The organism is Chloroflexota bacterium (genome assembly GCA_016197225.1).
Taxonomy (GTDB): Bacteria; Chloroflexota; Anaerolineae; order Anaerolineales; family VGOW01; genus VGOW01.
The window spans coordinates 58,767-82,494 of sequence record JACPWC010000048.1 but is presented as its reverse complement, the minus strand read 5'-3'; the positions used below and the strand labels follow the sequence as shown (position 1 = coordinate 82,494).

17 protein-coding genes are annotated in these 23,728 nt (G+C 60.9%); 5 read left to right on the top strand and 12 right to left on the bottom strand.

What is annotated here, in order from left to right:
• Positions 1 to 216 precede the first annotated feature (216 nt).
• Positions 217 to 1,827: a long-chain fatty acid--CoA ligase gene (locus HYZ49_08235; GenBank protein MBI3242265.1), complete on the bottom strand. Its 1,611-nt coding sequence runs from the start codon at positions 1,825 to 1,827 to the stop codon at positions 217 to 219.
• A gap of 144 nt (positions 1,828 to 1,971) precedes the next feature.
• On the opposite strand from HYZ49_08235, the gene HYZ49_08230 reads away from it, so the two are divergent.
• Together HYZ49_08230 and HYZ49_08225 are read left to right on the top strand one after the other, a co-directional pair.
• On the top strand, positions 1,972 to 2,385 hold the full coding sequence (locus HYZ49_08230; protein ID MBI3242264.1) for a hypothetical protein: 414 nt from the start codon (positions 1,972 to 1,974) through the stop codon (positions 2,383 to 2,385).
• Between the two features lie 90 nt (positions 2,386 to 2,475).
• Positions 2,476 to 3,357: a metallophosphatase gene (locus HYZ49_08225; GenBank protein MBI3242263.1), complete on the top strand. Its 882-nt coding sequence runs from the start codon at positions 2,476 to 2,478 to the stop codon at positions 3,355 to 3,357.
• A gap of 19 nt (positions 3,358 to 3,376) precedes the next feature.
• On the opposite strand, the gene HYZ49_08220 is transcribed toward HYZ49_08225, so the two are convergent.
• The 6 genes from HYZ49_08220 to HYZ49_08195 form a co-directional block, all read right to left on the bottom strand.
• Positions 3,377 to 4,276, bottom strand: coding sequence for an MBL fold metallo-hydrolase (locus HYZ49_08220; protein ID MBI3242262.1), 900 nt, complete (start codon positions 4,274 to 4,276; stop codon positions 3,377 to 3,379).
• Positions 4,277 to 4,333: 57 nt separating this feature from the next.
• A complete protein-coding gene (locus HYZ49_08215) occupies positions 4,334 to 5,236 on the bottom strand; it encodes a quinate 5-dehydrogenase (GenBank protein MBI3242261.1) in 903 nt (300 codons plus the stop codon).
• On the bottom strand, positions 5,233 to 5,736 hold the full coding sequence (locus HYZ49_08210; GenBank protein ID MBI3242260.1) for a hypothetical protein: 504 nt from the start codon (positions 5,734 to 5,736) through the stop codon (positions 5,233 to 5,235). The genes HYZ49_08215 and HYZ49_08210 overlap by 4 nt, the downstream gene beginning before the upstream one ends.
• Positions 5,737 to 5,884: 148 nt before the next feature.
• Positions 5,885 to 7,135: an MFS transporter gene (locus tag HYZ49_08205; protein ID MBI3242259.1), complete on the bottom strand. Its 1,251-nt coding sequence runs from the start codon at positions 7,133 to 7,135 to the stop codon at positions 5,885 to 5,887.
• A 50-nt stretch (positions 7,136 to 7,185) separates the two neighbouring features.
• Complete coding sequence (locus tag HYZ49_08200) at positions 7,186 to 7,959, bottom strand: alpha/beta hydrolase (protein MBI3242258.1); 774 nt, start codon at positions 7,957 to 7,959, stop codon at positions 7,186 to 7,188.
• A 179-nt stretch (positions 7,960 to 8,138) separates the two neighbouring features.
• Complete coding sequence (locus HYZ49_08195; GenBank protein ID MBI3242257.1) at positions 8,139 to 10,604, bottom strand: DNA translocase FtsK 4TM domain-containing protein; 2,466 nt, start codon at positions 10,602 to 10,604, stop codon at positions 8,139 to 8,141.
• Positions 10,605 to 10,773: 169 nt separating this feature from the next.
• Between HYZ49_08195 and HYZ49_08190 the strand changes: the two genes are divergently transcribed.
• The 3 genes from HYZ49_08190 (at position 10,774) to HYZ49_08180 (ending at position 14,401) form a co-directional block, all read left to right on the top strand.
• Positions 10,774 to 12,480: a cyclic nucleotide-binding domain-containing protein gene (locus tag HYZ49_08190; protein ID MBI3242256.1), complete on the top strand. Its 1,707-nt coding sequence runs from the start codon at positions 10,774 to 10,776 to the stop codon at positions 12,478 to 12,480.
• An 8-nt stretch (positions 12,481 to 12,488) separates the two neighbouring features.
• Entirely contained in the window at positions 12,489 to 13,028 is a 540-nt protein-coding gene (def, locus tag HYZ49_08185; GenBank protein ID MBI3242255.1) for a peptide deformylase, read from the top strand.
• A gap of 167 nt (positions 13,029 to 13,195) precedes the next feature.
• Positions 13,196 to 14,401 carry a saccharopine dehydrogenase NADP-binding domain-containing protein gene (locus HYZ49_08180; protein MBI3242254.1) on the top strand — a complete coding sequence of 402 codons (1,206 nt, stop codon included), beginning with the start codon at positions 13,196 to 13,198 and terminating at the stop codon, positions 14,399 to 14,401.
• 11 nt (positions 14,402 to 14,412) lie between these two features.
• On the opposite strand, the gene HYZ49_08175 is transcribed toward HYZ49_08180, so the two are convergent.
• From HYZ49_08175 to HYZ49_08155, 5 genes are all read right to left on the bottom strand, one after another.
• Positions 14,413 to 15,636 carry a serine/threonine-protein phosphatase gene (locus tag HYZ49_08175; GenBank protein ID MBI3242253.1) on the bottom strand — a complete coding sequence of 408 codons (1,224 nt, stop codon included), beginning with the start codon at positions 15,634 to 15,636 and terminating at the stop codon, positions 14,413 to 14,415.
• Positions 15,633 to 16,901 (bottom strand): serine/threonine protein kinase, encoded by a 1,269-nt coding sequence (locus HYZ49_08170; GenBank protein ID MBI3242252.1) that lies wholly within the window; start codon positions 16,899 to 16,901, stop codon positions 15,633 to 15,635. Before HYZ49_08170 ends, HYZ49_08175 begins: the two co-directional genes overlap by 4 nt.
• Before the next feature lie 3 nt (positions 16,902 to 16,904).
• Positions 16,905 to 19,064 (bottom strand): FHA domain-containing protein, encoded by a 2,160-nt coding sequence (locus tag HYZ49_08165; protein ID MBI3242251.1) that lies wholly within the window; start codon positions 19,062 to 19,064, stop codon positions 16,905 to 16,907.
• Positions 19,061 to 20,323 carry a protein kinase gene (locus tag HYZ49_08160; protein MBI3242250.1) on the bottom strand — a complete coding sequence of 421 codons (1,263 nt, stop codon included), beginning with the start codon at positions 20,321 to 20,323 and terminating at the stop codon, positions 19,061 to 19,063. The genes HYZ49_08165 and HYZ49_08160 overlap by 4 nt, the downstream gene beginning before the upstream one ends.
• Before the next feature lie 112 nt (positions 20,324 to 20,435).
• Positions 20,436 to 23,669 (bottom strand): SUMF1/EgtB/PvdO family nonheme iron enzyme, encoded by a 3,234-nt coding sequence (locus HYZ49_08155; protein ID MBI3242249.1) that lies wholly within the window; start codon positions 23,667 to 23,669, stop codon positions 20,436 to 20,438.
• Between the last annotated feature and the right edge of the window lie 59 nt (positions 23,670 to 23,728).

The window sequence follows — 23,728 nt, the reverse complement described above, 5'->3', positions numbered from 1 at the left end:
TGTGCAGGTCTTCGGCTGAGGCAATGCCCACTGCCTCCAGCCAAGCAGCGCTGACTTCTCCAATGTTTTTGAGAGAAGTGAGTGAGGTCATTTGCGCGTCCCCTCCTTGAAACGGATTCTGAGTCACACAATCAGAATCTACGGCCCCGAACATTCAAACCGCAAAAGGCGCAAAGAAAGCAAGCCCTTCTCTGCGCCCTTTACGATTGAACCTCTTCATTCCGGCAGTTGATAGTCCTTGTACTGCGCCCTCAGCACCTTCTTGTCGAATTTACCCACGCTCGTTTTCGGCACGGCTTCGATGAACACCACGTCGTCCGGCAAATACATCTTGTCGAAACGTGAGCGCAGGTGGTCAATGATTTCTTCTTTGGTGACGTTGTCTTTGAAATCCGGTTTGGGGACGACGCAGGCCAGCGGGCGCTCTTGCCACTTGGGGTGCGAGATGGCAATGACGGCGGCTTCCAATACTTTGGGATGAGCCATGATGGCATTCTCCAAATCCTGGCTGGAGATCCACTCGCCGCCGCTCTTGATCACGTCTTTGGTGCGATCCACGATCTGCACAAAGCCTTCGGGGTCAATCGTCACCACGTCGCCGGTGCGGAACCAGCCGTCCATAAAAGAGGCGGGGGACCGGTCGTCGTTGTAGTAGCTACTGACGATCCACGGGCCGCGCACTTGCAGTTCGCCAAATGCCTTTCCGTTCCAGGCCACTTCCTTGCCGTCTTCACCCACAATACGAATTTCCACGCCCATGGCCGGCGTGCCCTGCTTGGCGCGAATGGCGAAGCGCTCGGCTTCAGACAGGCCCATCTGGTAGCTCTTCAATTTGCTCACCGTGCCCAGCGGCGTCATTTCGGTCATGCCCCAGGCGTGAGTGACCACGACGCCGAATTTCTTTTCGTAGGCTTCGATCATGTATTGCGGCGCGGCGGCCCCGCCCACGATCATCTCGCGCAGACTGCCGAGGTCATAACGTTCTTTTTCAAGCAGGGCCAACATGCCGAGCCACAGGGTGGGTACGCCCGCCGTCAGCGTCACTTTCTCAGCCTGAATGAGTTCAGCCAGATCGCGCGGCTGAAGGTGCGGGCCGGGGAACACAATTTTGGCCCCGACCATTGTGCAAACGAAGGGCGTGCCCCAGGCCAGCACGTGGAACATGGGCACGACCGGCAGAACCGTGTCGCGTTCGGCGATGCCAAAGGAGTCGGCCATGCTCAGGCCAAAGCTGTGCAGATAAATGGCGCGGTGCGAATAGACAACGCCTTTGGGGTTGCCGGTCGTGCCGGAGGTGTAGCACATGCCCGCCGCGTCGTTCTCGTGCAAATGCGGCCACGGGTAATCCGGGCTGGCGTCGCGCAGCAGGTCTTCGTAAGCATGAACCGGGCTGAGCGTCGTCTCCGGCACCTTGTCGCTCATCACCACGTAATGCTTGACGGTCTTGAGATAGGGAGCCAGCTTTTCAACCGACGGCAACAAACTGGGATCTACAAAGATAACTTGATCTTCGGCGTGGTTGGCAATGTAGGCGATCTGGTCGCCGGGGAGGCGAAGGTTGATGGGATGTAGAACGGCGCCCATGCACGGCACTGCCCAATAGATTTCGAGATGGCGGGCGTTGTTCCAGGCAAAAGTTGCCACCCGGTCACCCCGGCGCACGCCCAGCTTCTCCAGCGCGTTCGCCAGCCGCCCGACGCGCTCGGTCATCTCGCCATAAGTGTAACGTTCCAGCCCCGGTCCGGCTTTGGTGACGATTTCCTTTTTCGAGAACAATCGTCTGGCTCGTTCGAGCATCGGTGTGAGCGTCAGTTGATAATCCATCATTTGTCCTTGCATGGGAGCCTCCTCTATTTTTGAGTGTGAGTTAAGGCGCCAAATGTCTCTGAGGCACTTGGCGTTTGCTGGGATTGTACTCCTAATTGCAGCTTAACGGAACTCACAGGGTTTACACATTGCCGATTGCCTTGTATGATTCGCCAACCAGCCGCCGCCATTTACTCCAAAAAAATCACCTCTATGTCCTCCGAACCCGAAACCATCACCATCATCGAAGGCCCCGCCCCCATTTTTGAAAGCACTGTCGAACCCTGGGTTTACGCCGTGGCCGAAGGGCCAATGCTCAAGCGCGTGGTGCGTTGCATTCTGCGCACCTTCAACGGCCCCAGTCTGGTGGAGCGTTGCCTCAACGCCTGGCGCGAGGGCCGCGACATCTTTCTCGATTATCGCGACCCCAGCGGCCAGCGTGAGCAAGCCCTGATTCTGGCCGCCCGCCACGACGAAGTCGCCGAAGGCCAGGTTCTTCAACTGTGGCTCCGGCTCGACTCGCTCCTCGAAGAGGCCGAGATTGACGACGAGGCCGACGACGACAACATCAACAACTGATCCTGCGCCGGGCAATAACACAAAGTCGCGAAGGCACGATGACACGAAGAAATTTTGTGTCTTGGTGCCTTTGTGTTTTTGCGCCATCAAGTGACCCGCCTCGCCCTGCTCCACACCAACGACCTGCACGGCCAGTTCGACCAGATGCCGCGCCTGATGACGCTCATCAACCGCGAGCGCGCTCTGGCAACCGCCGAGGGCCGCGCCCTGCTCCTGCTCGACGCCGGCGACTCATCCGAGCGAAAAATTTGGGAGAGCGACGTGACGCAAGGCCGGGCCAACTTTGCCATGCTCGACGCGATGGGTTGCCAGGCCACCGCCCTGGGCAACAACGAGGGCCGCTGGGGACTCGAAGCCCTGACGAAGCTGGTAGCCTCAGCTCACTTCCCCGTTTTAGCCGCCAACCTGCTCCCGCCCGACTCGGACGAACCACCCGCCGGACTGCGCACCCACACCTGGTTTGAAATCGGCGATCTCAAAATCGCCGTCGTCGGTCTGACCTCTGAAGACAAGCCCAAGCTCTACGAACGCCTCCACTGCCGCCCGCGCCCGGCCATCGAAGCCTTGCGCGATCTTATCCCGCGCTTGCGCCATGAGGGCGCTCATCTGATCCTCTTGCTCTCACATTTGGGAATTTCTTCTGATCGAAAATTGGCTGCCGCCGTGCCCGGCATCCATGTCATCCTCGGCGGGCACTCGCACACATTTCTTGAGCAACCACAACGCGTCCGCAAAACGCTAATCGCCCAACTGGGGCCAAACGGCGACTTCCTGGGGCGGCTCGACCTGACTCTCGACTCCGCCACTCGCCAAATCACTTCCACCAGTTACGCCGCCATCCCCTGCGGCCCCGACGTTCCCCCCGACCCGACTCTCTCCGGCCTGCTGGAGTTGGTGCGGTTTGAGGCTGAGGTCTTGCGGAAGAAAACTGAAGCGACCCGTCAAACGACAAACGTCAAACGACAAACTTAAGTCCCTGTCGTTTGTCGTTTTACGTCTGACTTCCCCGCTTCGCCCAATACCTCATTATCCCGTCCACCGACATCGCCTTGTTGTTGGCTTTGGAATAGCGCTCTTCGGTCTCAGCCTCTATCTTGACCGAACGCTCGTCGAGCCAGACTGAGTAACGCTCGATGATGGCCTCGCGGCTCAAGCCTTCGGCCATTTGGTCGCGCACAAACTCGGCGCACTCGGCAATCAGCACGCTCAACTTTTGGATGTGATCGTTCGGATTATTCACTGCCCCAAAGTGAGTCGGGTAAATCGTCTTCAAGTTCAGCGCCGACAGGCGCTTCAACGTGTCCTGCCAGGCCTCGAGGTCAAATTCGGGCGGCGGGGCCGGAACGCCGAGAAGGTCTTGCCCCGGCAAGCGCACGCCGGTTGCATCGCCGGTGAGGGCGATGTCGCCAATCTGAAAACAGTGATGATGGCGGGCATGGCCGGGCGATTGAATCGCCGTCAGTTCAACGCCGGCTACCATGATCACATCGCCATCGTTCACCGGGTGAATCTTGTCAGGCGGCGCGGGCAGAATCTCGCCCCACAAGTAATCCATTTTGTCGCCGTAAATCCGGCTCGCGCTGGCTAACAGCTTTGAGGGATCAACCAGGTGCGGCGCGCCGGCGGCATGGACGTGAACCGTTGCCCCCTGCCGTGCCCACCAGCCCGCCGCCCCGGCATGATCCAGATGAATGTGAGTCACCACCACATCGCGCACGTCCGAGGGTTGAACGCCCAGCCCGCGTAAACTTTCGAGCAAGGTGGGCAAAGTTGTGCCAGGGCCGGTTTCAATCACCGCAACGCCCGCTGGCCCAAGCAAAGCGTAAGAGGCAATGACGTGAGTTGTGTTGAGGAAATTGAGGTCAATCGTGTGAAGTTTGTAGTCAGACATGAATGCATGCCCAAGCGTCATTTGTCATTCGTCATTTGTCATTCGTCGTTTGTCGTTTTACGTTTCATTCAGCTTCTGCCACTGCGGCTCAAACCCCGCCCGGTCAATCAACTCGTTTAACTCGCCGAGTTCCAGCTTGCGGCCTTTGCCAGAGATGGCGATCAGGGCGGCTTCGATCATGTTCGTGCCGAACGAGCGGCCATCCATCACCGGCGTGGTCGTCACCAGGTAGCTCACCCCGGCGGCGCGGAACTTCTCAACATCGTCGGGCGTGGTGGTGTTGGTGCAAATAATTTTGCCGTCGAGGCGGGCGGGCATGTAGCGTTTGATGTAATGGCAGTCGCCGGCGATCGCTTTTGCCCAGGCGTACCACTGGCCGTGCTTGGGCGTGTTCTTCTCCTGCTTCTCGCCGGTCGGGTAAAGCCACTCGAACGGCAGGCGGCCGGCGATGGGCATCACAATAGAAGCCACGCGCTTCACCGCGTTCACCGAGCGGATCGGAATCGGCACATCCAACCCGAACATCAAGTCGCCAAACACGCAGTCGTAGCCGTTGTCGGCAAACGAGCGCGACATGCCCCAACGATCGGCGCCGAGGGTGAGCAGAACACGCTTGGGCGCCGGCTCGCCAATCTGCTTGTGCATGAATGGCACGACGCGGCTCTCCAGAGTGTTCTTCACACCCGAACCGTCCGCGACCGGGGTGTGCTTCACAAAACGAATCATCGGCGACACAGAGTGCAGAGGATACCACTTGCCTTCGACCATCAGGCCCAGGTCTGCGCCGCCCACGCCAAAGGCGTCCACTTTGCCGTCAAGCTCCTTGAACATCTGGGCGGCTTTTTCCATGTCGCCGTCGGTGCCAATGCGCTCGATGCGAACCGTTTCGCCGAGCAGGGTAAGCTCGACTGCCTTGTTGCGTTTCGACGAACCGAGGCTGATGCTGACTGCACGTCTCATAGATTGAATCCTTCTCCAAGATGAATCAGGGCCGCGTAGAGTTTGAAGCCGCACGACTCGGCGATGAGACGGGTTGGCCGTCTCTGCAGGGGAACGGTCATCAACGGAATCCCGGTTGCCATTGACACGGCGGCCCGAACGTCCGTCTCGGAGTCGCCGGGTTCGATCCGTTGAATCTTGTTCCAGTTGTTCTCCGGCGTCTCGGCCACCATCACCGCTTCCGGGCCAAAGAGCGGCAGGGCAAAGTCGGCGGTGGCGTAGCGCAGGCGGCCCGGCTCGAAGGCCTGGGCCGGGGCGCGCATGCCCACCGATTGTTTGAGGGCGGCGGCCACTGCCGGGGCGGCGGCCATCACGCACGTGCCGCCAATGAGGCAGATGGTGGCCCCAGTGCGAGTCGAGTCTGAGATGATGAGGGTGTTTTGTGAGCGGAGGTCGGCAGGTTGACAGCGCAGATGCGTTGCCCAGAGTGCGTCGAGGCGGGCCAGGAGCGCGGGAGTCATGATGGGCAAACTTTACTACGAGTTTGTATCATGTCAAGGACGAAAGACGACAGACAACAGACGATTGACGATGCCGTTGTCCTTCGTCGTCAATTGGCGGCTACCGCTCCCCGTCCGCGGGGACGCGGGTCGAGAGCAAGCAATGGGGTCAATCGGCGGCGGCGGGGGTGGGAGCGAGAGGCGGCTGAACCGTTTGATCGTAGCGCCAGAGCATGGGCCACTTGCGGGCCACCCAGAGAGTCGCAATCAAACAGCCGATCCCACCGGAGATCACCGAAACGGGCGCGCCAAACCAGCCGGCCACCAGCCCAGCCTCCAGTTCGCCCAACTGCGGCCCGCCCATGAAAAATATCTGGTTCACCGACACCATGCGCCCGCGCACGTGGTCGGGCGTGTTGAGTTGGCGGGCGGTGTTGCGGATGACCATGCTGACCGTGTCTGCCGCGCCGGTGAGGGCCAGGGCGGCAAAGGCCAGCCAGAAGGTGGCCGAGAGGCCAAAGAGGATGGTGGCCAGGCCGTAGACCATCACCGAGGTGACGAGGACAGCGCCTTGCTTGGGGATGCGGTGGACGAATGAGAGGGTGACGGCGGTGACGACGGCCCCGACCGCCGAGGCCGCGTATAGCCAGCCGTAGCCTTGCGGGCCGACGTTGAGAATGTCGCGGGCGTAGATGGGAAGGAGGGCGGTGGCCGAAGAGAAGAAGGTGGCGAAGAAGTCGAGGAGCATGGAAGAGAGGATGATGGGCGTACTTCGCACAAATCTTAGGCCTTCGAGGGCGGCGGAGAGGCTCGCTTGAGGCCGATTCTCTTTGGCGATGGCTGGGCGGATGGACATTGCCAGCAGAGCGAGGATGACGGCGATGAAGGAGGCGGCGTTGAACCAGTAGGCCCAGTGCAGGCCGGCTTGCCCGATGACGACGCCGGCCACCGCCGGGCCGAGAATGGAGGCGGCCTGGAACATGGTGGCGTTGACGCTGAAGGCGTTGGGCAAATCTTCGCGCGGGACGAGGGAGGGGATGAGGGATTGCCGGGCCGGGAGGTCGAACGCGCCGAAGGCTGCCGAGAATGCGGCCAGCACGTAAATAGGCCACACGGCTTTGACGCCGATGAAGGCCAACAGGCCGAGCAGGAAGGCGCAGGTTGCCATGCCGATCTGGGTGACCAGCATCAGCTTGCGGCGATCAAACGTGTCGGCGGCGAGGCCGCTGATGAGTGAGAAGCCAATGACAGGCACAACGCGCACCAACCCGACGACGCCGAGCGAGACAGGGTTGTGGCTCACCTCGTAGACGTGCCAGAGGATGGCGGCGTTCTGCATCATGGTGCCGGAGACGGAGATGAGCAGGCCGAGCCAGAGCAGGCGGAAGTCGCGGTGGCGGAGGGCGGGAGGGAAGAGCATGGAGAGGATGAAGGATGGTTGGGCGGCGCGCTGATTAGCAAGGAACGGTATTACACTCCCTTGTCGTTCAACCAGGCAAGCACATAGTCGGCCACTTCCTCCCAGCCCTTCTGGCCGACGATGAAATGCGTGCGCCCCGCAAACTCCTTAAAGTCGGTTATTGAAGAGGATGACTTGTATTTGTCGTAGTTGGTTTTGTTGAGCGAAGCCGGGATCAGGTTGTCCGCTGAACCGGCCACCAACAACAACGGCGGGCGTTGTTTCTTGAAGTCAACTTTCGCGGTCAGCGACTCGCGCGGCACGCGCCGCGATTCGGGCACGACATATTTCTCAAAAGCCGCTTGTTGTTCCGCGAGAGGCAACGTGTTGACGAAAGTATACTGAAAGCGTTCAAACGTCATTTGGATGGGAGCACTTTGAGCAGTGAACGGGGTGATATGCGGCCAATTGGACTTGAGAAATGCCGGCTTGGTTGTGAACACGCCCATCGGCGGCGCGGAACTAATGGCGACACCTGCGGCGGCTATATCTCTTTGAAGCAATAGTTGGACGACTAACCCGCCCATTGAATGTCCGATAAGAATGGGCTTTTCATCCAGCTTCTCAATCATGTCGGCCAGGGGTTCAACCACACCGGTGAGTGTGAGTTTGCCCACTTGAGGGTCGGGGTGATTTTTCCGCAGGACATCCACGGGTTTGTCTCGGCCCGGCCAAGCCGGGGCAAGACAGTTATAGCCTTTGGCCTGAAAACGATTCGCCCACTGCTCCCAACACAATGGATTCATATACATTCCGTGAACGAATACGATGGTCTTCGACTTCATTGCTATTCTCCTTATGACACATGAATTGTGAAATGTGAACGCCGCCCATCGGTCAGCATAACCCGCGCGAAGCGATAGCGGAGCGCGCTGGGTTCATGCCAGGGTCGGGCGGCGTTTGAATAATGGCTGTTCGACTTCGCCTTTTATGCCTGTCTCGTGTGGCTGGATTGTCTTTATAACTACTCCTCCGCACTCCACCGCCGCGTACGCTCCGCGTCTGCATCCGCCTCGGCCCCGGTTGGGTTAATCGTGCCGTCGCTGTAGCCGACCACTTCGCGCTGTTGCGCCCCGGTCTTGGCCGGGCCGATGATGCCCTTCTCTTCCAGCAGGTCAATCAGCCGCGCGGCGCGAGTGTAGCCGATTCGCAAACGGCGTTGAAGCAAAGTAATGGACGCCTTGCGCATCTCGCGCACGACCTTGATCGACTCTTCGAGCAAGTCGTCTTCGCCCTCGGCCCTGAGTTCCGACTCGCGCAGTTCTTCCCAGAGCGGCTGTTGTTTGGCGGCCATGCCACTGCCGGCGCTTGTGGCCGGAACTGCTTCGGCGGGCGCAGGCGTTGTCTCGTCAATGCCGCGCGCGCCCTTCCAGTAACGCACCACGCGCTGAATCTCGGCGTCCGACACAAACACGCCCTGCATCCGAAGCGGCTGTGAAGCGTCCGGCGACTGGAAGAGCATGTCGCCCCGTCCCAGCAGTTTCTCCGCGCCGGGCTGGTCGAGGATGACCCGGCTATCCACCGACGAGGCAACGGCAAAGGCGATGCGGGCCGGGAAGTTGGCCTTGATCAGGCCGGTCACCACGTCCACCGACGGGCGCTGGGTGGCGATGACCAGATGGATTCCGGTGGCGCGGGCCATCTGCGCCAGGCGGGTGATCGTCTTTTCGGTTTCGTCGGGGGCCAGCATCATCAAGTCGGCCAACTCGTCAATGATGACGATCAGGTACGGAATCTTTTTCTCGCCCGTCGTCTCCACCCGCTTGTTATATTCGTTGATGTTGCGCGTCCCGGCTTTGGCAAACTTGCGGTAACGCTCGTCCATCTCGCGCGTCACCCATTGCAGGCTGTTCACCACCCGCTCCATTTCCACCACCACCGGCGTCAGCAAATGCGGGATGCCGTTGTACGAAGTCAGTTCCACCCGCTTCGGGTCCACCATCAAAAACTTGAGATCATCCGGCGTGTTCTGCAGAAGCAAACAGGCGATGATCGAATTGACGCACACCGACTTGCCGGAGCCGGTCGTGCCGGCGATGAGCAAGTGCGGCATGTTGGTCAGGTCGGCGCTCACCGCCTGCCCCGACACGTCCTGCCCCAGAGCCAGCCCCAGCGTGGTCTTGAAGCGGCGGAAGTTTTCGTTTTCCATCACATCGCGCAAAGCCACCACCGTCGTTTCAACATTCGGCACTTCGATGCCAACGTAACCCTTGCCCGGCACCGGCGCTTCAATGCGAATTGACGGCGCGGCCAGGGCCAGGGCCAGGTCGTCGGAGAGCGAGGCGATCTTGCCCACCTTCACCTTCGTCTTCTTGCCGCGCACGTCCACGTAATCCGGCTCGACGCCGAACTGGGTAATCGTCGGGCCGCGATTGATCTCCACCACCCGCGACGGCGCCCCGAACGCGCTCAAGGTGTCTTCGATGGTACGCACCCGTTCACGATCATATTGATCGTCCGCGCCGGCCTCACTGCCCGGCTCCAGCATGTCGGCCACCGCCGGCAGAACCCAGGGTTGCTGGCCGCCAATGATGAGCGGCTGATCGAACATCGGCGACGGCGGCGGGGGCGGAATCTCGATGGCAGGTTGAGCCGTCGGTTGTTGTGGACGTTGCTTCTTGCCCTGAGCCGGACTCGCCGGTTGGGATTGCGAACTCTGTTTGGGCGCGGGCGCTAACGTCGGTCTGGCCGGCTCAACGGGTGGGGCGTCCGGTTCGGGCCGGGCCGGAGTCGGCGGCCTCATCGTCAGCGGCGGACGGGTCGGCTCAAAGTTCTGGCGCGGCCTCACGCGAAGCGTTTCAATCGCCGTTTGCGCGCCGGTGATCAGTTGTTGCATCGAGAGGCCGAGGGCGAGAATGGCGGCGATGATCCACCAGGCGGCGACAGCCACCACCGCGCCGCCCGTGCCAAGACTGGTGAGCAGGATTTGCAAGAGGCCGTGACCGATCCAGCCGCCGCCTTCGCCCGCTTCGGCCAGCGTCCGGCCATCCTCAGGCGTTTGGGCCACAAAGAAGTGGATGGAGACCAGGGCGACAACAAACAACAAAATGTAGCCCAGCACACGCTCCGGCTCCACGCGCGGCAGTTTGTCGCCGAAGTGGCGCAGAACTATCCAGCCGCCCAGCACGATCAGGCCGACCGGGGCCAGGTACTTGCCCAGACCAAACAACTGGGCCAGCAGGGTGAGGATGGGTTTGGTGAAGTTGCTGTTGTTGGGCGAGAGGAAGGCGAAGATGATGATGAGGCCGGCCAGCACCAGGCAGATGCCGACAATGTCGAGCTTCTGATCGAGGGTGAGGCCCTGCGGCGGCGGGGGCGCGTTCTTTTTGCCGCGCGGCGGTTTAGAGTCCTTCGGCTTGCCGGAGTCTTTGGGCGGCGCGCTTTTGCCTTTATTCGGTTTCGGATTGTTGAGTCGAGAGAGCAGTCCCATAACAAACTCCAGCTTTCGCAAAAAAGATTATAGCACGGATGTTTCGATGACCCGTCATGTTTTGTAACAACGGATGCGCGGAATTTAACGGATTGTGATCCGTTAAATTCCACACATCCGCTGTTCTCCCCTCGCTTCCCTTCTAAACAGCTTGTGCTAGAATCCCGGCATGGCCGACGCCTTTCCGCTTCTGCGCCGCATGCACCTCTTCATCTCGATGACCGACGATGAACTGCGTGAGCTAGGCTCGCACTTTGAATGGGTGGAGTTCAAACCTGAAGAGGTCGTCTTCAAGCAGGGCGATCCGGGCGACGCCTTCTTCGCGATTCAAGAAGGCCAGGTGGAGATCACCCGCGCCACCCTCACCGGAGGAAGTAAGCTGGTCTCCAAGCTGGTGGCCGGCGACTACTTCGGCGAGATCTCTCTGCAACATCGCAGTCACCGCACGGCGTCTGTCAAGGCGCTCACCGCGCTCAAGCTGTGGAGGCTGAGCCGCGATGATTATTACCGCTCCATCTTCAACAATCCGAAGATCAAGCCCCATCTCGAAGTCGCCTTGCGGTCGCGCAATTTTGCCCGCGACGCCGACTTCGCCAAACTGTTGCAGAACGACAAGACCAAAGAGAAATCTGACGAAATCGTTTATCTGGCTACGCTGCAACATTCCATCTTTTTGTGGCAAATGCTGGCGCCAACTTTCGTCGGGATGCTTCTGGTCATCGCTCTGGGCGCGGGCCTGTTCTACGCTCGAACCCTGATCCCGCCGGACTTTTTACCCTGGGCCTGGGGCGCGGCCGTCTTTCTTTTCCTGCTCGACCTGGCCTGGATGCGCTGGAACTGGATTGACTTTCACAACGACTGGTACATCGTCACCAACAAACGCATCATTGACATTGACCAAGTGGTGTTCCTCTTCGACAGCCGGGCCGAAGTGCCGCTGACCTCGGTGAGCAACACCGCGATCAAGGCCAGCGAGTGGGGGCGGCTATTCGACTATGGCGATTTGATCGTCAACACCTTCTCCGGGCCGATCATCTTCAACAACGTTCCCTACCCGCAAGCCACGGCCGACATGATCCTGGAGCATCTCAACCGGTCTCGCATCCAGCAGAAAATGCAGGAGCGCGAGACGCTCAAAACGACGATTCGCAAATCGCTGGCCCCGCCGCAACAGGCCGGCCTCAGCAAAGCCCCGCCGCCGCCGCCGCCCAAACAGGCCTCCTTCCTGCCCAAGCCGCTTCAAGAGTTCAAAGGCCTGCGGCAGAAGCTCACATTGGCGATTCGCGAGCAACAAGGCGACGCCATCATCTATCACAAACATCATTACGTCCTCATTCAGAGGATCGGCTTGCAACTGCTGGGAGTGCTGGGAGTCATCTTCGTCCTCTTTCTTTACACATTCCGCATCTTCACCTTCGACCCGGTCATCACCCTGGCTGTGTCTCTCACCGTGTTTATCATCTTCGTCGGCTCGGCTCTATACCAGTTCCTCGACTGGCGCAACGATATTTATATGGTGACCTCCACCCAGATCATTGACCTGGAACGCAAGCCGTTTGGCGATGAAAGCCGCAAGGCGGCCAATTTGGAGTCGGTGATGAATGTAACCTACACCAAGCCCAGCCTGTTGGCGAACTTCCTCAACTACGGCACGGTCACCGTGCAAACCGGCCCGGGCGGCGAGATGAAATTTTTCAACGTCTTCAACCCGCTCAGTGTGCAACAGGATATTTATCGCCGCAAGGAAACCCGCGCCGCCGCCGTCGCCAACGCCGCCAGCAAGCAGAGGCAGGAAGAATTAGGCCAGTATTTCTCGGCCTTCTATGAAATGCTGGAAGAAGATCGCCGGAAACGCTCTCAGGAAGGAAAGCAATAAATATCGTTATGCCCGTTCGTGAAATCATCACGCCCGAAAATCCCGTCCTGCGCCAGAAAGCCAGGCGGGTGACGGCTTTTGGCCCGGCCCTCAGGCAATTGGTGGACGACATGGTGGAAACCATGCGCGAGGCTCCTGGTGTAGGCTTGGCCGCCCCGCAGGTGGCGGTGAGCCAGCGCGTCATCGTCGTCGAATACGCCCCGGAGCCAGAAGAAGGCCGGGAGCCGGAGTCGCCCAAACTCTATCGGGTGATCAATCCAGAGATCATCAAAGCCAGCGAGACGATGGAGATCGGCGCCGAGGGTTGCCTCTCGCTCCCCGGTTACGCCGGCGACGTGGAACGATGCACCGCCGTGACCGTCAAAGGCTTTAACCTGCAGGGCAAGCCGATCAAGCTCAAGGCCGAAGGCTGGCTGGCCCGCATCTTTCAACACGAGATCGATCATCTGGATGGCATTCTCTTTATTGACCGCGCCCTCAAAGTTTGGAAAGTGAAAGCCGAACCGGCGGAAGTGAAAGTGAAGGTCCCCGACTCCGGGGATGCCTGACGGCTCCAGCTTCCATAAGACCCCTTGCCAGGATGGCAACTTGCTCTTTTTTGAAAGATACTTGTCGTAAGTAATCTCTGACGTGTCGTAGTTCGCGATCAATGAACGGGTAACGGGCCATCGTTGCCCGTTCTTATTTTAACCCCGATAAACAAGGAGACACTTTTATGAAAGTCCTGTTAGTCGGCGTCGGCGGCGTGGGTGAAGCCATTGCCGTCATCGCCAAAAAGCGACCCTGGCTGGAGCAGATGGTTCTGGCCGACTACAACCTGAAGCGCGCCGAGGAAGTGGCGGCCAAACTGGACGACCCGGCCCGCTTCCCCGCCGCCAGAGTAGACGCGAGCAACAAAGATCAAATTGTTGCCCTCGCTCGCCGGCACGGCGTTCAGCTCATCATGAACGCCTGCGATCCCGTCTTCAACGTTTCCATCTTTGAGGCGGCCTTCGAGGCCGGGTGTCATTACATGGATATGGCGATGACGCTCTCCGAGCCGCACCCGACCGAGCCGCTTAGCAAGCCCGGCGTCAAGCTCGGCGATTATCAGTTCGAGCGCCACGAGCAGTGGCGGACCAGAGGCCTGCTGGCCCTGAGCGGCAGCGGCGTAGAGCCGGGCCTGGCCGACGTGTTTGCCCGCTATGCCGAAAAACATCTCTTCGACGAGATTGACGAGATCGGCATTCGCGACGGGGCCAACCTGGAAGTGCGCGGCTACGACTTCGCGCCCAACTTTTCGATCTGGACGACGATTGAGGAATGCCTCAACCCGCCCGTCATCTGGGAGAAAGACCGGGGCTGGTATACCACCCCGCCCTTCTCTGAACCCGAAGTGTTCGAGTTCCCCGAAGGCATTGGGCCGGTGGAGTGCGTGAACGTGGAGCACGAGGAAGTTCTGCTGGTGCCGCGCTGGGTGAAGTGCAAGCGCGTCACGTTCAAGTACGGGCTGGGCGATCAATTCATCAGCTATCTGAAAATGTTGCACGCCATCGGCCTCGACAACAAGAACAAGATCAAGGTGAAGGACGTGGAAGTGGCCCCGCGTGACGTGGTGGCCGCCTGCCTGCCCAACCCCGCCTACCTCGGCGGCCAGATGTCTGGCAAGACCTGCGCCGGAACGTGGGTGAAGGGAAGCAAAGACGGCAAGCCACGCCAGGTTTATCTCTACCAGGTGGCCGACAACGAGATGACGATGAGGAACTACGGCGTGCAGGCTGTGGTCTGGCAAACGGCGGTCAGCCCGGTGATCATGATGGAACTGATCGCTACCAAAGCCTGGCAGGGCGCGGGCGTGCTCGGCCCCGAGGCCTTCGACCCCGACCCGTTCATGGCCCTGATGCCTGAGTTTGATTTTCCGTATGGGATGAGGGAGATGTAAAAGACTGTTCTTTAAGGGGCCTGGGTTGTCGGCGTTTCAGAGGGCACGACGGTTGCCGTTGCCGTCGGCGAAACGAGAGTGAGGTCAACCGTCGGCGTGGGCGTGTTAGTGGGAACGGTGGGCGGAACGGTGAGGGTGGGAGTCGGCGGCAACACCGTTGGTGTGTCGGGCAGGAGGGTGGCCGGGCGGAGCGTGGGCGCAATCGTGTTCGTCACGCCGGTGGTCGCGCCTACTGTTGCGGTGCGCGTATTCGTCAGCGTTGGCGTGGGCGTTCGGAGCGGGTTGAAGAAGATCAGCCCGGCGGCCAACGCAATCACGGCCACCGCCAGCGCGCCAAAGCCGCCCAACACGCCCAACATTAAGGCCGTGTTGCTCACCCCGCCGCCAACCGGCCCGGTGGCCATGCGCGGCAACGGCCCGGTGTGATGTGGAACTTTGAAGGCCACAATGGTGATGTTATCGAAGCCGCCACGATAACGCGCCATCAACGTCAGCGCGTCTACCGCCGCCTGCGGCGTGGCCTGCTGTTGAAAGGCGGCCAGGATTTCGTCGTCGTCCACCAGGTCGGTCAAACCGTCTGAGCACAATAGAATCACGTCGCCGGTTTTGAGCGGCAGGCCCTGGTTGCGGCTTGAGTCTTCGGCAGACTCGGCCTCGCTCAGCTTGAGGCGAAAGTCGGGCGTCGGGTCGGAGCTGGTGCTGAGGTAGCGCAGGACGACATGGCGGTTGGGGTGTTTGCGGGCTTCGTCGGGCGTGAGAATGCCATGTTCAATCGCCTTCTGCACCCAGGTGTGATCCACCGTCAACTGCCGGATGCCGCCGTCGCGCAACAAATAGATTCGGCTGTCGCCGATGTAAGCTGTGTACAACCGCCGGTTGGCAATGACGACGGCGACGCAGGTGGTGCCCATGCCTTCGTGCTCCGGGTTGCTGGTCACCTGCCGGGCAATGCCTCGCGACGTGTTCAGAAAACCGCGAGTGACAAGATCAAGATACGAAGTCGAGTCGGCCTGATCAAAAACGGCAGAGATGGCGTCAATGGCGATTTGCGAAGCCACTTCGCCCGATCGCTTGCCGCCGATGCCGTCGGCCACAATTGCCAGCACAGTGTTGCCCCTCTCGCCGGGCGCGGGCTTATAAGACACCACCGTGGCCCGGTCTTCGTTGTTCTTCCCCTTTTCGCCCGGATGTGTCTGATAGCCCAGAATGAGATCGGTGGTGGTCTCGCGGATCATGGTGGCGGGATCGGGGTAAGCGTCGGCGTGGCCGGAAGCGAGGTGGGGCTGGCGACCAGGGTCGGGGTCGCCGTCGGCGGTTGGGTGGCAAACTCGATGTGTTCCGGGGTGGCAGTTACCACGACCACCGTCGGCGTGGGCTGTTGGCGGGCCAGCAACCAGTTGGCGGTGATCACCCCAAATTCGACGACTGAAATGATCGAGCACAAGAACAGAGCCGCCGCTAACACAAACGCCACGCGAGTGCCGCGTGAGAACCGGCGGCGCGGCTTCTCGGAGCGCGGGGCCTGCGGGCGGGCTACGATGGCTTCGTCCAGGCGGGTGATGATCTCTTCAACGCGAGGTCGCTGATCCGGCTCCTTTTCGAGGGCGGCCATGATGATCTCGTCAATCTTCGGCGGGATAGCGGGGTTGAGGTCACGCGGCGGCTTGGGGCTGGTGCTGAGGATGGCGCTGGTGAGCTTGTCGCGTGGCAGGCCTTCGTAGGGCAATTGCTCGGTGAGCATGCGGTAGAGCAAAACGCCCAGGCCGTAAACATCCACTTTGGATTGGTCGCCCACCTGCTCGGGCGCGGTTTCGCCGCGCATGAGGCGGATGCGCTCCGGCGGCATGAAGGCCACCGAGCCGGCGTGCGGCCCGGTCTTTTTAGCTTTGGCGGCGATGCCGAAGTCAATGAGCACCGGCTGGGCCAGGCGGCGGCGGCCACTGGTAGGAAAGCGGAAGAGGATGTTGTCCGGCTTCAGGTCGAGGTGGGCCAGGCCTTTGGCGTGAATGTGATCCAGGGCCAGGCCGATCTGGTAGGCCACTTCGAGAGCCTCGGCCACCGGCAGGGCGCCCGAATTTTTGACGAGCGAGTCCAGCGAGCCGCCGCCGAGGTATTCCATGACACAGAACCAGGGGTGGCTGGGAAGCTCGGTGGCGCGGGCGGCGTAGGGGTTGCGGGGCAGGCCACGCGGAATCGGGAAGAGGCGGACAATGTTGGGGTGGCGAAGCCGTTTGAGAATCTCGACCTCGTTGTTCAGGGCCTCAAAATAAAAAGCCTGCTCGCTGGCGGCGTTTTCCTGCGAGGGCGGGACGATGCGGGCGATCTTCAAGGCTACTTTATCCGGCAGGGTGTCCACGTTGCCGCCGCCGGTTTTTTCGCCGAGCAACAACTCCTTGTTGACGGCGGCAATGAACACCCGTGACATGCCGCCGCTCCCGGCGGGCATGCTCTCGGTGATCGTGAACGGCCCAATCGTCGCCCCGATACTCAACTCAAGCATGGCTCACTTCTTCTCGCCCGGGTCGGAGCCGGCAGGCTTGTCTTTGTCGTCGGCGTCGGTCTCTGGCGGCGTGGGGTTGAACGACGGGTCAAAGGCTTCAGTGCGATACACGTCGTCGCCAAGCGGCGTGGTTTCGGAAGCGCGCGAGCCGTGATCGGTTGGCTCGTGAACGGGCTTAAGCTCCGGCGACTGGGCGGCAAAGGCCGGTGGCTCAAACGGCTCGGTGGAATGATCTTCGATAACGGGCGGTTCAGGCGTGGAGTCGGGGGCGGGTTCAGAAAGGGGGGCGGGCGAGGTTTCGGCGGCGACCACCTGGCGCAGCATGAATCGCAACTGCACCCGGCCCAGGTTGATCAGGTCGCCATGCTGAAGTTGCTGGCCGGTCATTGGCACCTGGTTGTAATTCACCCAAGTGCCCGAGGTTGCGCCTTCGTCATAGATCATAAACACGCCGTCGGTCTCTTCGGCAATGCGGGCATGGAGGCGCGAGACGGAACGATCGGGGAAGACGATTTGCGCCAGCGTGCCATCGCGGCCCAGGCGCAGGTTGTCGCCGATAAGTTCGATGGGCGGGTGCGGTTGCTCGCCGTGAGACACGCCTACTTCGAGGTAGGCTTTCGATTTCATGTGAGCCAGGCCGCGAACCGGCGTGGGCATGAACGGCTCGGTAAATTCTTTGACGACCTTCTGGCTGGTGTCGCGCACAACGGTGGTGACAACGGTTGGCGGGCGGCGCAAATAGATAATGGCCGCAAAGATGATAGCCACCAGCGCCACCCCCAGCACGCCCAGCACGCCGGCCACAATCAGGGCCGGGCCGGCCAGCCGGGAGATGGGCGGCGGAATGTCCACCCGCACCAGCACGTTGGCAATGTCGGTTCGGCCCTCCAGGCCAAGCTCGTCAACGGCCACCACCTGCACCCCGTGAGCGGCGGTTTCACCGTAGCCGCTTAAGTCCCAGGTCACGCTGTCCAGCGGCGGTGCGGTGCGCTCATCCACCACCGCCCCGTCCACCAGCAATTGCAGTTTGCTCACCGAGCGGGGGAAGCCGTCGGGGAAATTCACTTGAACAGCAAGGGTCTGCAAACGCGGATCAATGGTGGCCGGGTCGGCCCCGGCCTGACTGGTGCTTCGCAATATTTCGGCGGGCAGGTTAGTGATGGAAATGACCGGCGGCTGAACGGTGATCGAATAAGCGGCGGGCGGCGAGGTGACGACGGTTCCCCCGATGTTGACGGTGGCAATGAGCGTTTGTTGCCCCGACTGCGCCACTTGCGAACGATAGACGAGCCGGTATTGGGCGCGTTGAGTCACCAGCGCATCCCACAGCGTCGTCATCGAATTGGGATCGTCAAAGTAGCGGTACGAGCCGCCGGTGAGCACGGCCAGCCCTTTGAGGTTCTCCGCCGCCGGGGCCACCTGGTTCTCCTGCGGGCCGACGAGGACGGTGTGAATAACGATGTTCTGGGCCACCGCCTGCGCGGCCAGCGTGGCAATCTCGGCGTCGGCAGAGGCGTCAATGCCCGACGAGAAGATGACGATCTCGCGCCGCATGCCGAGTCGCGGCGGCTCCGCCGTCACCGCGTTGAGGCCCTGCCGGATCAGCCCGAACAGCCCGGTCTCAAACAAAAATTCGCTCTGGTAAGAAATCAAGGCGTTGCGAATCTCGCCGCCCACTGTCGAGTGTTCCAGGATCGGGCCTTCGGGCGCGTAAAGGCTCACATCGTCGAGCGCGTCCTTCATGAAGGGCCGGGTTTCGCCGACGGCGAAATTAATCACCGCCGTCTTCACGTAGTCCAGCCGGGTGAGAGCTTCCCGATCGCGCTTGGAAAAGATGTTGGACGATTCGATCACAAACGCGATCTGCAAGCCGGTCTCTTCTTCGCTCAGGCCGGTGATCGTCAGCGGCGAGTTGTTCTCGGTGAGTTGAAACGCGGTTTGAGTGAGGCCGGGCACGCGGTTGCCTTCAAGCTCGGAGACGGCGATGAAGGCCCGGACTTCGGGGAAGGCCGAGATATCAATGGTGGTGATGGCCGCCGAGGCGGACGTTTGAGCCGCCGCCGGCGGGGAAGCCGTCACCCAGGCCAAAGCCGCCGACAGGCACACAAGCGCAATACGCCTCAGCAAAGTTGCGAGGGCAGTCGGGCAGCCAGGGGTGATCATTTCTTAAGGGTTTTGGGTTTGTGGAAGGTGAAGGCAATGCCGCCGAGGTGAATCTGATCGCTGTCAGCCAGAATTACCGCTTCCTTGCTCTCCAGCCGTTTGCCGTTGACCCAGGTGCCGTTGAAACTGCCCATGTCCATGATGCGATAGACGTTGTCGTCCCCGGCAAATATCCGGCAATGGAAACGGGAAACGGTCTTGGCTTTCTCCAGCATCATCTGGCGCACGTCAAGGTCGGGAACCCAGGTGTCGTCGGTGGGGGCCGAGCGGCCAATGACCATCTCGCGGCGGGTGACCGGAATCCGGTCGCCGCGCTCGGAGATCAGGTAACACTCGCTTTCAGGCGCGGCGGTGATCTGGGCCACTGTGTTATTGCTGGTGCGAATGCCCAGCGTATCCCAGGGCAAGGAGAGCGGCTGGCCACCACCGATCAACTCCAGATCGTTGAGTAGAGAGTCGGGCGAGGGATAGCGGTCTTCAGGGTCGAGGGCCAGAAGCGTCTGGACGACCTCGTTGGCGGTTCGGGCCGGGCCGGCGCGGCGCGAGCGCGAAGGCGCGGTGGCGTCAGGCCGCTGGTCGAGGAAGATGTGCTGGCCGCGGCGGTTGCGCGGCGGCACTTTGCCGGTGAGACACTCGGCCATTACCACGCCCAGCGAGTACAGGTCGGAGCGGATGTCCACGTTGCGCGAGTCTTTGAGTTGCTCGGGCGAAGCGTAAGAGAGCGTCCCGGCGAACACGTCGGTGCCGGTGATGGTCTTTTCGCCCAGATTCTTGGCCACGCCAAAGTCAATGATCTTGGCCGTGTTGTCTGCCGTGATCATGATGTTCTGCGATTTGATGTCGCGGTGGACGACGCCGAGATGGTGAAGCTCGACCAGGGCTTTGGTGATCTGGGTGGAGAGGGTCAGGGTGTTGGTCTCGGAGAGGGTGATCATTCGCTCGATGATCGAGGCCAGGGTCAGGCCTTCCACGTATTCCATAGCAATGAAGCTGACCGGCGCAGGCAGGTCGTCCTGGGTGTGGTTGAGGCCGTAATCGTAAATTTCGACGATGTGGCGGGTGTTCACCTGCTGAAGAACTTTGATCTCGCGCAGGAAGCGGGCGATGAACTTGCTCTCGATGAGGTGCGGGTGGATGATTTTGACGACGGCAATGCGGCCTGTGCCGGAATCGCGGGCCAGAAACACTGCCGCCGAGCCGCCCACGCCGAGTTGGTCGTAAAGTCTGTAGCGTCCTTTGATGGTTTTTCCGACTAACATGTGACAGGCATTCTAACATGCCCATTCAAAGCGGGCAATTGAGAAGAAGGTTGCATTAGCATTTCAGTATCCAGGTATCCTCGCGAAGGTTTGAAACCAGGGAGGATTAATCTCACGGACAAACCCCATCCGGTTTATAAGCCGCGTACACTTCGCAAAATTCTGCCACCAGCGCATCATGCTCGGCTTGCGGCACGGCGGCATTCACCTCCGGCGCGTCTTGCGCGCAACGGAAGCCGATGTCCACATCGGTGAAGCCGCGGCCTTGCGGATAGCGGCGGCTGGTGGTGAAGAACGAGCCGTCGGCGTTATCGAAACTGCCGCCCCGGAAGATGTTCTGTGTGCCTTCGGTGTTGAGCGGATTGCTGGCCGGTGAGTCGGCGTAGAAGGTCGGGGCAAAAGAGTCGGCCACCCACTCGTTCACATTACCGGCCATGTCAAACACGCCAAACGGACTCGCGCCGTTAGGATAACTGCCAACCGGTTGCGTGTCGCGGGCGCTGGCCGCCGAGAGATTTAGATCGAATGACTTGCCCCACGGCCATTTGAAATTCCCCGGGCCGCTTGCCGCATATTCCCACTCGGCCTCACTGGGCAGGCGCTTGCCGGCCCAGGCGCAGTAGGCGTCCGCCTGAACCCACGTCACGCCAATCACCGGATAGTCGTCGAAGGCCGGGTCAGTGCTGTAGCCGGCGCGGGTGAACGAACTGCCCCGGCCGGCCGTGCAGTCGCCGGCGGCCACACACTCGCGATACTCCGCATTCCTCACCTCAAACTGATCCATGTAATAAGCACTGAGCAGAACCGGATGCTCCGGCTTCTCGTTGGCTCGACCGTCGGACGAACCCATGAGGAAGTGACCGGCGGGAATTAACACCATGCCTTCAGGAACGGGCGGCACGACGACGGTAGCGGTCGGGGCGACCGTCTCGGTTGGAACAACAGTGTCGGTGGCAACGACTGGAATCGGAGTCTCAGTTGGAACGGCCACCACCTCTTCAACTTCGTGAAGGACGATGGAAGCATAGTGAATGTGCGCCAGAGTCTCGTCCACTGTTTCGAGAATGAAGCCGGTTTCGCCGTTGGCATAATCGGCGTCCGTAAACTCAGCGGCCACGTTGCCGTTGATTGTAAAAATAAACGTCGGGCCGTTGACTTCCACCCGCAGGTTGTTCACGCCCGCCCCGCCCTGAATCGAGTCATCCGAACCCTGGGCCAGCACCGCCGGGCCGGAGGCTGAATTTTTGACGGCTTGCCAGGTCTTGGTGCGCGATGAGATCAGGAAAGCATAATAGTTCTCGCCGGAGCGACGCACGGCCAGGCCGTAACGGAAGTCGCCTGTGGTGGTCGTCGTGTGATCCACCAGCACATCGGTCTCGGCGATGTAGTTGGCAAAGCCCAGATCGCGAGTCATAACCAGCCGATCATTGGCCGCCGCCACTTGAAGATGATAGAACGACTGCGGATGAAAGCCAAACTTGTAGCTGCCTTCCTCGCCCACCGGCCAGCCGCTGGTTGGATCAGCAAATTCGTCCTGATAAAGCACGCCCTCCGCGAGCTGAGTCGGCGCAACCGGCAGAGCCGTGCTTTGGGCCGACTGGCCGCTCACCTGTGGAGCCGCGCACCGGAAACCGGCGGCGGCGATCATTGTGCCCTCGTTCGGGTTGCCCACCAGCCGGTAAGCCATGTCCTTCAAGAAGCCGGACGCGCCGCCGCGCAAAACCTGGTTTCCTTCGGGCGCGGCCAGATAAGGCTCGGCCACCCACTCCCACACGTTGCCCGCCAGATCAAACACGCCATAGCGACTCCGGTTGGCGCTCACCGTGCCAACATCGTAGGTTTCGTTGCCGGGCAGTTTAACGCTGTCCTCTTTGTTGCCCCACGGAAACAAATCATTCTCCGGCCCGCGCGCGGTCACTTCCCATTCGGCCTCGGTGGGCAAACGCTTCCTGGTCCAGGCGCAATAATCGGCGGCCTGATCCCAGGTCACGCCCTGCACAGGCCGGTTGTCGTGGCCGGGCGGGAAGGCGCCGGCGGCCCAACTAACGGGCGGCGGCTTCCCTGTCTCGGACACAAACTTCGCATATTGGGTGTTGGTCACCTCGTGTTGATCGATCCAAAACTCAACCAGCGTCACCTGCTGAAGCGCGGCGTGATTCTCGTCCACCGCATCGAGGCCGACCAGATACACACCGCCGTTGATGCGAATCATGCCCTCGGGTGGCGGGAGCGCATCGGCGCCGCCGCCAAATAAACGGCTCGAGCCAAAGGCAACGGCGATGACGGCAATGAGGCCGATCACGCCCAAGGCGCCGCAACCGATAATGAACGGCATCCAGTTTCGCTTCGGGGTCGCCGCCTTTGGTGGTTGAACCGGAGGCGCGGAAAGCGCCTCGGTCGTCGAGGCTCCCACCGCTGTTTGGCCGACGGGTTTCGTCACTGTGGGCGCCGACGGCGGGGCTGCCGAGGTTGAACCGGAAGCAGGTCGAAGCATGGCGGCTGGCCCGTAGACAGCCCGCAAAGCCGCCGCCATCTCTTCCGCAGTTTGAAAACGATCTTCCGGTTGTTTGGCCAGCGCCTTTTCGACAACGGCCACCAGCGCCCCCGGCACGTCGTCGGCCAGTTCGCGAATATCGGGCACCGGCTCGTTGACGTGCATGAGCATCAGCCGGAGAGTCGAGTCAGCGTCGAAGGGGCAACGCCCGGCCACCATCTCGAACAGCACCACGCCCAGCGAGTAAATATCGGCCCGCGAGTCCGGGCGCTCGCCGCGCACCTGCTCCGGCGAAATGTAAGAGGGCGTGCCGACGATGGCCCCGGTGGAGGTCTGCTGTTGCTGGCCGCTGAGCATTTTGACCACGCCAAAATCCATCAGCACCGGATCGCTGTCCTGGTTGATCATGATGTTGGCCGGTTTGAGGTCGCGGTGAATCATGCCGCGCTCGTGAGCGTAATGCACGGCTTCGCACACGGCGGTCATGAGGCGAGCCGCTTCAGTCAGAGGCAGGCGGGTGTGGCTGGCGTTCAGGGCTTTGAGGCGAGCTTGCAGGGTCTCGCCCTGCACGTGCTCCAACACCATGTAATAGGTGTCGCCGTCGTGGTCGAAGTCGTAAACCTGGATGATGTTGGGGTGGCGAAGCTGGGCCACTGCCGCCGCTTCTTCTTCAAAGCGGCGCACAAACTCCGGGTCGGCGGCCAGGTGCGGGTGAATCAGTTTGACGGCCACCGTGCGGCGCAGGTTGGGGTCGGCGGCTTTGTACACGGTGGACATTCCACCCTGGCCAAGCTGAGAGTCGATTTTGTAGCGTCCGGCGATGGTTTGACCAATCCAACTAGATAAGGGCATCTCTGTTCTCCGTATTGGCTAGATGATAATGCGAAAGAGAGATTTAGCCAACTGCCGCT

What these genes read in the sequence shown, in the direction of transcription:
- HYZ49_08235 (MBI3242265.1), bottom strand. Translation starts at nt 1,827, where the DNA reads ATGATGGATTATCAACTGACGCTCACACCGATGCTCGAACGAGCCAGA.
- HYZ49_08230 (MBI3242264.1), top strand. Translation starts at nt 1,972, where the DNA reads ATGATTCGCCAACCAGCCGCCGCCATTTACTCCAAAAAAATCACCTCT.
- HYZ49_08220 (MBI3242262.1), bottom strand. Translation starts at nt 4,276, where the DNA reads ATGTCTGACTACAAACTTCACACGATTGACCTCAATTTCCTCAACACA.
- HYZ49_08215 (MBI3242261.1), bottom strand. Translation starts at nt 5,236, where the DNA reads ATGAGACGTGCAGTCAGCATCAGCCTCGGTTCGTCGAAACGCAACAAG.
- HYZ49_08210 (MBI3242260.1), bottom strand. Translation starts at nt 5,736, where the DNA reads ATGACTCCCGCGCTCCTGGCCCGCCTCGACGCACTCTGGGCAACGCAT.
- HYZ49_08205 (MBI3242259.1), bottom strand. Translation starts at nt 7,135, where the DNA reads ATGCTCTTCCCTCCCGCCCTCCGCCACCGCGACTTCCGCCTGCTCTGG.
- HYZ49_08200 (MBI3242258.1), bottom strand. Translation starts at nt 7,959, where the DNA reads ATGAAGTCGAAGACCATCGTATTCGTTCACGGAATGTATATGAATCCA.
- HYZ49_08195 (MBI3242257.1), bottom strand. Translation starts at nt 10,604, where the DNA reads ATGGGACTGCTCTCTCGACTCAACAATCCGAAACCGAATAAAGGCAAA.
- HYZ49_08190 (MBI3242256.1), top strand. Translation starts at nt 10,774, where the DNA reads ATGGCCGACGCCTTTCCGCTTCTGCGCCGCATGCACCTCTTCATCTCG.
- def (MBI3242255.1), top strand. Translation starts at nt 12,489, where the DNA reads ATGCCCGTTCGTGAAATCATCACGCCCGAAAATCCCGTCCTGCGCCAG.
- HYZ49_08180 (MBI3242254.1), top strand. Translation starts at nt 13,196, where the DNA reads ATGAAAGTCCTGTTAGTCGGCGTCGGCGGCGTGGGTGAAGCCATTGCC.
- HYZ49_08175 (MBI3242253.1), bottom strand. Translation starts at nt 15,636, where the DNA reads ATGATCCGCGAGACCACCACCGATCTCATTCTGGGCTATCAGACACAT.
- HYZ49_08170 (MBI3242252.1), bottom strand. Translation starts at nt 16,901, where the DNA reads ATGCTTGAGTTGAGTATCGGGGCGACGATTGGGCCGTTCACGATCACC.
- HYZ49_08165 (MBI3242251.1), bottom strand. Translation starts at nt 19,064, where the DNA reads ATGATCACCCCTGGCTGCCCGACTGCCCTCGCAACTTTGCTGAGGCGT.
- HYZ49_08160 (MBI3242250.1), bottom strand. Translation starts at nt 20,323, where the DNA reads ATGTTAGTCGGAAAAACCATCAAAGGACGCTACAGACTTTACGACCAA.
- HYZ49_08155 (MBI3242249.1), bottom strand. Translation starts at nt 23,669, where the DNA reads ATGCCCTTATCTAGTTGGATTGGTCAAACCATCGCCGGACGCTACAAA.